The organism is Salinigranum sp. (assembly GCF_041641895.1).
Lineage (GTDB): Archaea > Halobacteriota > Halobacteria > Halobacteriales > Haloferacaceae > Salinigranum.
In genome coordinates this window covers 1-9238 of sequence record NZ_JBEPXO010000116.1, presented here as the reverse complement: position 1 = coordinate 9238, position 9238 = coordinate 1, and the positions used below count along the sequence as shown (strand labels likewise).

Annotated in this window: 11 protein-coding genes; 2 read left to right on the top strand and 9 right to left on the bottom strand. The window is 68.4% G+C overall.

The genetic code is table 11. From position 1 onward, the window contains the following. The 4 genes from ACESK5_RS17900 to ACESK5_RS17885 form a co-directional block, all read right to left on the bottom strand. A partial coding sequence (locus tag ACESK5_RS17900) for a hypothetical protein (RefSeq protein ID WP_372912944.1) occupies positions 1-187 on the bottom strand: 187 nt, incomplete at its 3' end. A 16-nt stretch (positions 188-203) separates the two neighbouring features. Further along, entirely contained in the window at positions 204-941 is a 738-nt protein-coding gene (locus ACESK5_RS17895) for a hypothetical protein (protein ID WP_372912943.1), read from the bottom strand. Positions 942-986: 45 nt separating this feature from the next. Then, complete coding sequence (locus ACESK5_RS17890) at positions 987-1304, bottom strand: hypothetical protein (protein ID WP_372912942.1); 318 nt, start codon at positions 1302-1304, stop codon at positions 987-989. Beyond that, entirely contained in the window at positions 1301-2047 is a 747-nt protein-coding gene (locus ACESK5_RS17885; RefSeq protein ID WP_372912941.1) for a hypothetical protein, read from the bottom strand. The genes ACESK5_RS17890 and ACESK5_RS17885 overlap by 4 nt, the downstream gene beginning before the upstream one ends. A 288-nt stretch (positions 2048-2335) precedes the next feature. On the opposite strand from ACESK5_RS17885, the gene gvpH reads away from it, so the two are divergent. Both gvpH and ACESK5_RS17875 read left to right on the top strand, forming a co-directional pair. Then, on the top strand, positions 2336-2782 hold the full coding sequence (gene gvpH, locus ACESK5_RS17880; protein WP_372912940.1) for a gas vesicle protein GvpH: 447 nt from the start codon (positions 2336-2338) through the stop codon (positions 2780-2782). Continuing rightward, positions 2775-3623, top strand: coding sequence for a hypothetical protein (locus ACESK5_RS17875; RefSeq protein WP_372912939.1), 849 nt, complete (start codon positions 2775-2777; stop codon positions 3621-3623). The genes gvpH and ACESK5_RS17875 overlap by 8 nt, the downstream gene beginning before the upstream one ends. A 161-nt stretch (positions 3624-3784) precedes the next feature. Here the strand turns inward: ACESK5_RS17875 and ACESK5_RS17870 are convergent, their stop codons facing one another. From ACESK5_RS17870 to ACESK5_RS17850, 5 genes are all read right to left on the bottom strand, one after another. Continuing rightward, on the bottom strand, positions 3785-4840 hold the full coding sequence (locus ACESK5_RS17870) for an ABC transporter permease (RefSeq protein WP_372912938.1): 1056 nt from the start codon (positions 4838-4840) through the stop codon (positions 3785-3787). After that, positions 4837-5973 carry an ABC transporter permease gene (locus ACESK5_RS17865; protein WP_372912937.1) on the bottom strand — a complete coding sequence of 379 codons (1137 nt, stop codon included), beginning with the start codon at positions 5971-5973 and terminating at the stop codon, positions 4837-4839. The genes ACESK5_RS17870 and ACESK5_RS17865 overlap by 4 nt, the downstream gene beginning before the upstream one ends. Next, positions 5970-7553, bottom strand: coding sequence for an ABC transporter ATP-binding protein (locus ACESK5_RS17860; RefSeq protein WP_372912936.1), 1584 nt, complete (start codon positions 7551-7553; stop codon positions 5970-5972). The genes ACESK5_RS17865 and ACESK5_RS17860 overlap by 4 nt, the downstream gene beginning before the upstream one ends. A 41-nt stretch (positions 7554-7594) precedes the next feature. Beyond that, on the bottom strand, positions 7595-8830 hold the full coding sequence (locus tag ACESK5_RS17855) for a BMP family protein (protein ID WP_372912945.1): 1236 nt from the start codon (positions 8828-8830) through the stop codon (positions 7595-7597). Positions 8831-8957: 127 nt separating this feature from the next. Next, positions 8958-9238: hypothetical protein (locus ACESK5_RS17850; protein ID WP_372912935.1), on the bottom strand; the 281-nt coding region annotated here is incomplete at its 5' end.

Below are 9238 nucleotides of genomic sequence, written 5' to 3'. Positions count from 1 at the left end.
TCGCACCGACCGCGTCGAGTAACTCGACGGGTTCGGCCTGGGAGACGAGGTCGTTCGCCTCCCGAGAGAGGTCGTCGAACTCGTCCGCGACGTCGTCGTCGGTCTCACTGTCGGGGTCGAGCGACTCAACCAGGCCCCCGGCGTCCTCCAGCAGGCGGTTCACTCGCCTCTTGGTTTCGTCCGTCATCTGAGTCGGTGTGGACTCACTCGTTCGTCTGTTCGGCGAACTGTTCGACGATTCGTTCCGTCAGTTCGTCCTCGCTGAGGTTCGCCTTCACGTCGAGTTCCTTCGCGATGGACTGCATGTCGCGGTACGACATCACCTCCAGGAGCTCCCGGTACGTCTCCTCGCGCATCTGCTCGAGGTCGTCGGCCGACATGTCCGAGAGTCCCCCGCTCGACCCGCCGGACTCGGAGTCAGCGTCCTCGTCAGCCGTCTGGGTCTCCTCGTCGTCTTCGGCGTCGGCGTCGTCGGTCGTCTGGGTCTCCTCGTCGTCTTCGGCGTCGGCGTCGTCGGTCACCTCGTCCGTCACGTCGGTGGCGCTGTCGAACGCGTCTCTGAGCCGCGACGCGGCCGAGCCGACGTCGGCGTTCCGCAGCAACGCCGCGAGGAGTTCGACGAGTCGACGGGCGACGTCGACGAGAATCGTCCGGAGACTCTTGCGCTCGCGGACGTCTCGCACGACGACTCCACCGAGTTCGCGACCTACCGTCGAGCCGAGTTCGGCCCCGACGCGACTCCCGAGTTCGCGGCCGACCGACTCCACCGCCTCCCCCTCCGAGAAGAGTGCCTCCACCTCGTCGGTGTCGACTGCCTGGGTGACGGCCTCCATCGCCCCCTCGCTTCCGAGGAGCGAACCGTCGTCGTCCGTGTCGACCGCCTCGACGAACGACTCCTGGGCGGCCTCTACGGCGGTCGAGAGTGTGGAGTCTGAGCTCATGGTGGGTGGACGCTCCGGTCGCTCTCCGGCGGCGCGCCGTCGGGGTCACTCATCGTCGCTCTCCTCCTGTTCGCTCCCGTCGCCCTCCGCGTCCTCACCGCTCGTCCCCTCGGACTCCGCGTCGTCGTCCCCGGCATCGAGGAGCATAGGGACCAGCATCGCCCCGAGCGTACTCCCGATGGTCTCGCCGAGTGCGCGTCCGATGGCCTCGCCGAGCGAACGCCCGACCTCCTCGGCGATAGACCCGTTCTCGAGGTCGAGGCCCTCCAGCGCCGTCCCCTCGAACAGTTCCTCGTAGTCGATGTTCTCGATGAGCAGGTCCGTGTCGATACCCGACACGACGTTCGACTCGGCGCTGCTCATGCTTCGGCCTCGGCGCTCCCCGTCGAGCCACCGCTCTGCGTGGCCTCGCTGGCCCCGTCGTCGGACTGGTCGAGCAACTGGCTCACGACTTCGGTGACGATCTGACTGATGAGTTCCTCGACCGGCAGATCGTCGATGGTGCTCTGGAACGTGTCCTGGAGACGGCCCGTGATCGCCTCACCCGTCGACTCGCCGCTCTCCCCGTCGCCACTCTCTCCGCTGCCGCTCTCGCCACTGCCGCTGGCTCCCGGGATGCCACCGAGCAGACGGTCGAGGAGACCCTTGAGCCCTCCGCCGAGTCCGGAGTCGAGCAGTCCGGCGACGGCCGAGAGCAGGTTGCCGAGCAGGTTGCCCGACCCGGGGTCCGCCTCGACTTCGAGGACCACGTCTTCGAGGTCGATTTCGAGGCCGAGGAGTTCGACGAACAGTCCCTTCAGGTCGAGAAACAGGACCGACGTCGCGTCCCCGGTGTCGGGCGTCGGCGGTGACTCGTCGCCAGGGTGGCCGCCGCCGTCCTGCTGACTACCGCCCGACGAGCCGTCTTCGCCCTGCTGGCTGCTCTCGGACGAGCCGTCTTCGCCCTGCTGGCTGCTCTCGGACGAGCCGTCCTCGTTCTGCTGGCTGCTCTCGGACGAGCCGTCCTCGTTCTGCTGGCCGCCGTCAGACGAGTCGCCACTTTCCTGTCCACCGTCGGTGAGAAGAACTCGCTGCACTGTCGCGTCGGTCTCTTGGCAGTCGACCATACACGACATTCACTCCGAACTCGTTTCGTCACTGTGCCTGCACCTGCCACGCGGGGCGCCGACGCCCCGGACACTGGCAGTGGTCCGAGCAGCCCCCGACGCACACGCCAGTGGCACGCCGGACCGCAGTCTCACCGACCGTTCGGGCGCAGTCGGCGACCACGTTCGGTCACCGCGCGACGCACGCGCCACTGGCCACGCCGTCGACGGCGCGCGCGAGACTCCGGCGAAGCCGGCTTGCGCGTGCCAGCAGCGCCGGTATGTGGATTTCGCCCCTACTGTCGGGTGATGAAAGACGACGAGCGACCCGGGGGGTTCGTTCGAGCACTGCTCGAACTGCTCGCCGAACTCGAAGAGGCCGACGACCGGACCCGGCGCGGTCAGCGGTCCAGTGGACGGACCAACGTCGACTACTCGCTCTCGGTCGGAACGCTGGGCTCGCCACCCGACAGACCCGACAGACAGCCCTCGGACGACAGACCGACGCCGCACGAGGACCGACCGACGCCGCACGTCACTACGACGTGGCGGGACGACGAGTTCGTCGTCGTCGCGGACCTCCCGCGCGTCGACGAGGACGACATCGTCGTCGACATCGACCGGGACGGGCGTTCGCTCGCCGTCGGCGTCGACGGCGGACCTGTCGAGCGAGTCCCACTCGACGATACCGACTGGACCATCCTCGACCACTCGTTCAACAACGGCGTCCTGGAGGTTCGACTCGTCGATGGGTGACGCGGGGGCCGAGGCCGACCCGGACGCGGCGGAGACGGACGACGCCGACGGGAACGGCGACGCCACGACCGACCTCGACGTGACCGTCGAGGAGCTGTTCGAGCGGGCCGAACAGAAGCTGGAACTCGTCGCCTCGAAGCCTGACGAGGAGGAGCTCGGGCCCGTCCTCTCGGTCCTCGACGACCTGGAGGACATCGCCGACGAGGCCGAGGACATCGTCTCGACGGCCGACCTCACGGAACTCGCCGGCACCGTCGACTGGGACGCACTCCCCGAGGCGTTCGAACTCGAAGACCTCCCGGACGCCATCGAATCGGGCGACGGTTCCGAAGTCGTGACGCTCCGGAAGCTCATCGAACTCGTCGACCTCCCCAAACTCTGGCAGAGCGTCGACGCGCGCGAACTCTGGCGGGAGAAGCGCGAGTTCGAGAACGAGGTCGACGACCTGACCGACGACGGCGACGGTGACGCCGACGAGAACGGGGACGACGGGGGGCTGTCGATGCCGGACACGGGGCCGCACGACGTCGACCCGGAGTCGCTGGAGAACGCCGTCCAGTCGGGGATGAGCGACGCCGTGGACACGTTCCGGAGCAAGCTGATCGACGCCCACGAGCAGATTCGGGCGGTCCGCGAGGCCAACCAGGAACGGTTCCCGGACCACCGACGGAACCGGTCGCGGAACCCCACGGCCGTCACGACGATGCCGGCACGAAACACGGCGGCCTCGACCGGGACGATACACTCGTCGGTCCCGGAAGAGACGCGATACTCGACGGCACCGAACCGACGACGGATCTACGGTACCCGGTTCGAGACGGCCCGCGACGACGACGGATAGCCGTCCGCCCGCCTCGTCACTCCCCCCCTCCTGTCACTGTCTCCGGCGTCGGCGTTGGCGTCGACATCGTGGCGCGCGTTGGGCTGTCCCACCCCACCTCACCCTTCCCCCTCTCTTCCTGCCCCGGTCCGGCCTCGCTCGTCGCCGCACACCCGTATCGCTCAGTCCTCGCTCTCGTACGGTTCGCCGACCGCCGCCGGCATCCGGGTGTAGCCGACCAGCGTGAGGACGACGAGGACCGTCACGTAAGGGAACAGCCCCGTGATGCTCCCCGGTAGGGAGATACCGACGGTCTGCAGCTGAATCTGGAGCATGTCGGCCGCGCCGAACAGGAGCGACGCGGCGGCGGCCCCCACAGGGTTGTAGTTTCCGAACAGGTACGCGACGATGGCGATCCAGCCGCGGCCGTCGACCATCGTCACGCCGGTACCGGTGAACCCACTCCCGAAGCCGATAGAGAGGACCGCGCCGGCCAGCCCCGCCATCGCGCCGGAGGCGACGACGGTGGCGTACCGCACGCGGTTGACGTCGACGCCGGCCGTGTCGAGCGCTTCGGGGTTCTCGCCGGCGGCCTGGACCCAGTAGCCGTAGCGCGTCCGGTAGAGGACGACCCAGGCGACGACGACGAGTACGACGGTGAGCAACACGAGCGGCGAGGCGTCGAAGAGGACCCGTCCAAGCACCGGAATCTCGGAGAGGAGCGGGACCGAGACGGTGTCGACGTTCGGGAGCGACGGACTCGAAACGCCGCCCCAGACGACCGTCGCGGTGAACGGCCCGAACCCCAGCCCGATAAACCAGACCGCCAGGCCGGCGACGATCTGGTCGGCCTCGTACCGGATGGTCAGGAGGGCGAAGACGACCGTCAGGAGCGCACAGACGACCACCGCGCTGAGGATGCCGACCCAGAGGTGCGCCTGCGATATCGACTCGCCACCGGAGACGAGCCACGCGGCCGCCGCCGCGACGAGTGCGCCGAATATCATGAACCCCTCGAGGCCGATGTTGAACACGCCGCTCTTCTCGGCGTACAGCCCGCCGACGGCGGCCAGCGCGATGGGCGTCGCCGCCCGGAGCGCGCGCTCGAACGCCCCGACGGTCACGAGCGCGGCCAGGGGGAGGTCGAACGCGACGACCACACTCGCCAGTGCCGCGACGACCAGCACGACGCCGGCGAGCGCGGTGCGGTTCTCCGCGACGCTGTCAGCGACGCTCATCGCTCCCTCTCCCCGAGCCCGACACGCATAGCGGCCATCCGGAACAGTTCGGGTGTGGCGACGAACAGCACGACGAGGCCGATGACGCCGTCGACCAGTTCGGGCGGGACGTCGAGCGTGAAGCCGACGTACTGCTGGCCGGCGTCGAGGCCGCCGAACAGCAGGCCCGCGGGGACGACACCGAGCGGGTTGTTCGCCGCGAGGAGGCTCACGGCGATGGCGTCGAAGCCGAACGTCGGGTAGGTGTTCGGGTCGCTGTAGTAGCCCAGTATCATGACGACGAACAGCGCGCCGGTGAGGCCGGCCACCATCCCCGAGAACGTCATCGTCGCCACGACGGTCCGCCGGTGGTCGACCCCCGAGTAAGTCGCTGCGGCCGCCTGGTGGCCGCTCGTCACGAGGTCGTAGCCGAAGCGCGTCCGGGCCATCACGGCCGCGACGACGACGACGGCGACGAGGGCGACGCCGAGGCCGAGGACAGAGAAGGAGGGACTCCCGAAGACGAGCGGGGGGAGGTCGACGTAGTCGGGGAACCGCTCGGTGTTCGGTGCGGCCGCTCCCTCGGGCCGGAGGAACCGGTCGACGACGAAGAAGACGACGCCCGACGCGATGAAGTTCAGCATGATGGTCGTGATGACCTCGTTCGCGTCGGCGTACGCCTTCATCAATCCGGGGAGCGCCGCGTACGCGCCGCCGCCGAGGACGCCGGCGAACGTCCCGAGCAGTAGCAGCGCGACGCCGCCGCCGACGCCGGCGGGCAGGTGTGGCGCGAGGCCGAGAACCGTCACCGCCGTCGCGAAGCCGCCGACGACGAACTGCCCCTGGACGCCGATGTTGAACACGCCGGCGCGAAAGGCGATGGCGACGGCCACGCCGGCGAGGATGAGCATCGTCGACTGCCGCAGGGTGAACGCCACGTTCGAGCGCGTTCCGAACGCGCCGTACAGGAGCGAGGCCACGAACTCTATGGCGTCGTAACCCGAGAGCGCCACGACGACCGCCCCCACGACGAGCGCCAGGAGCGTCGAAGCGACGGCGATGAGCGCCCGCTCGAGCACCGAGGCCCGGAGCAGTCGGTCCGCGGCCCGTTCGAGGACGAGTCGGGTACGGGCGCGGCCGGGGTCACTGCTCATCCGTCACCCCCGTCGGGGACGGCGCTCGTGGCCGACTCCGTCTCGACGCCGCGTCCGGTCATCAGGAGGCCGAGGTCGTGTTCGGTCACCTCGTCGGGCGAGACGACGTCGACGAACTCGCCCTCGTACACGACCGCGATGCGGTCCGCGAGGCTCTGGAGTTCGTCGAGCTTCGAGGAGACCACGAGCACCGCGAGTCCCGCGTCGCGCATCTCGCGCAGTCGGTTGTGGATGAACTCGATAGAGCCGATGTCGACGCCCCGCGTGGGGTGGGCGGCGACGACGAGCGTCGGGTCGTGTTCGAGCTCCCGGCCGACGACGAACTTCTGCTGGTTTCCGCCGGAGAGCGACGCGGCCTCGGCGTCGGGGTTCCGTGGCTGGACGTCGTACGACTCGACGATGTCCTCGGCGTGAGCGCGGACGGCCCGCCAGTCGATGAGGCCCAGGTCGCCCTGCACGTACGGTTCGACGGTCTGGTTGCCCAGCAGGGCGTTCCGCACGAGGTCGTACTCCTGGACGAGACCGGCCTCGGTGCGGTCCTCGGGGACGTAGACGATGCCCGCCTCGATGCGCCGCCGTCGGCTCTCGTCTGTGATGTCGCGGCCCTCGAACGTGACGCGGCCGGACTCGACTGGTCGGAGTCCGGTGAGCGCCTCGACTAGTTCCGACTGACCGTTCCCCTCGACGCCGGCGACCCCGAGTATCTCGCCCTCGCGGAGGATGAAGCCGACGCCGCGCACCTGTTCGAGGTCGCGGTCGTCCCGGACGGTGAGACCGTCGACCTCCAGCACCGGCGCGCCGGGTTCGGTCGTCCGTTCGGGGGTCTCGAACAGCACGTCGCGGCCGACCATCAGCCGCGCGAGTTCCCCCCGCGAGGTGTCGTCCGCTGCGACCGTCTCGACCACCCGGCCGTCCCGCAGGACGGTGATCTCGTCCGCGGCGGCCATCGCCTCGTCGAGCTTGTGGGTGATGAAGACGAGCGACCGGCCCCGCGCCGTGAGTTCGTCCATCACCTCGAACAGGCTCTCGACCTCCTGCGGGGTGAGGACGGCCGTCGGTTCGTCGAGGACGAGGACGTCGGCTCCGCGGTAGAGACTCTTGACGATCTCGACGCGCTGCTGGACGCCGACGCCGAGGTCCTCGACGCGCGTGTCGAGGTGGTCGTCAACGTCGAAGCCGTACGTCTCACAGATACGGGCGATCTCCGCACGGGCGTCCGACTGGTCGACGAGTCCGCGGCTCGTCGGCTCGTGGCCGAGGACGACGTTCTGAACGACGGTCATCGTGTCGACCAGCTGGAAGTGCTGGTGGATCATACCGACGCCGGCGTCGATGGCGTCCCGTGGCGAGTGGAACGAACGCTGGTCGCCGTCGACGCGAATCTCGCCGGCGTCGGGCTGGTAGAGGCCGTAGAGAACGCTCATCAGCGTCGTCTTGCCCGCGCCGTTCTCGCCGACGAGCGCGTGGACGGTTCCGGATTCGAGCGTGAAGTCGACGCTCTCGTTGGCGACGACGTCGCCGAACCGCTTGGTGATTCCGTCGAGTTCGACGGCGGGCGTCGACGTACGGTCTGCGGTCATGATGCTGGCCGTCGCGGTGGAGCGACTCCTGCCATCACGGGTCAGTTCTGACACCCGGAGGCGGTGCAGGGGACGGTGACTTCGCCGTCGAGGATGGCTTGCTTCGACGCGGCGAGGTTCTCCTCGACGACGTCGGGGAGTTCCGGCCCGACGGCCTGTCCGAGGACGACGGCGACCGCGTCGTCGTCCAGGCCGAGCACGTTCGCTCCCTGGACGCTCTCCCAGTTGCCCTCGACGACGGCGTTCGCCACCTCCTGTGTGCCCTCGTTGATATACTTCACCGCGGAGCCGATGATGACGTCCTGATACTCGGGGAGGGTCTGCGACTGGTCGGAGTCGACGCCGATGGCGAAGCGGCTCTGGTCCTGTGCGGCCTGGAAGACGCCGCGTCCCGTCGCGGCGGCGGCGTGGTAGACGATGTCCGCCCCCGCGTCGTACTGCGACAGCGCCACCTCCCGGCCGTCCTGCGGGCTGGAGAACGACCCTGCGTAACCGACGGTGACGTCGATGCTGTCGTCGACCCACTCGACGCCCGCGACGTACGACCGCTCGAACGCTCGGATGAGCGCCCCCTCGACGCCGCCGACGAACCCCACTGTCTTGCCGTCGGGGTCGTTCGAGTTGCCCTCGTAGGTCAGCTCGCGCGTCGTCATCGTGCCCGCGAGGACGCCCGCCTGAAACGACATCTCGTGGTTCGCCCAGGTGTAGCCCGCCACGTTCGGCTGGTCGACGGAGTCGTTGATGAGCATCCAGTACTGGTCGGGGTACTCCGCGGCGTTCGTCTCCAGCGCCTGCGTGTGGTTGAAGCCGACCATGACGACGAGGTCGTAGTCGGGGTTCGAGCTCTCGGCCAGTCGGGATTGGACCGTCTGGTAGTTCGACTGGTCGGTCTCTTCGACCTGCTGAATCTCGATGTCGTGCTCCTCGGCCGCGGCTTCGAGGCCGTCGAGCGCGAGGTCGTTGAACGCGCCGTCCCCGAAGCCCGCCGGCGAGGAGATGATGGCGACGTTCGTCGTTTCCCCGCCGCCGGAGCCCGAGTCGGAGTCGGAACCCGAGCCGCTGTCGCCACCAGAACTCTCTCCATCACCGCCGCCTCCGTCACCGCCGCTGTCGCTTCCGCTCCCGTCGCTCCCACCGCCCCCGCCGCCTCCGTCACCGCCGCCGAGACAGCCGGCGAGCGTCCCGACACCGAAGACGGCCGCTCCCGACCGGAGCACGTCGCGTCGGTCGAACGCCGTCGTCGTGCCGGATGCCTGCTCGTCGTCTCCGTCTTTCATCCTGTCGGATGGTCCCATAGCCTGCCGATGTTACGGAGTATCGTACATAAATATTCACGTCAGATTGCACGTACGGTAGACAGGCCGGCTGTCGGTTGGGTGGAACTCCCCAGTGGCGAGCGGACGCTCAGGAGCGGTGAATCAGAAGAAGCCTAGGCCGGGATGTGTACATCACCTTCATCATCCCACGTATGAATTTAATAATATCGGCATGGATGACACACGAGCCAAGGTCGAGTCCCTCCGCGAACGTATCCGGGACTCCGACGAGATTGACGACGTCGACAGAGAGCTTCTTCTCACCTTCAGCGACAAGCTCTATCTCCTGAAATCGCAGTACACCGACCACCGTCACGACAAACTCCTCCGGCACTGTACTCGCATGGCCGAGGAGGTCGGTGGGCTGTC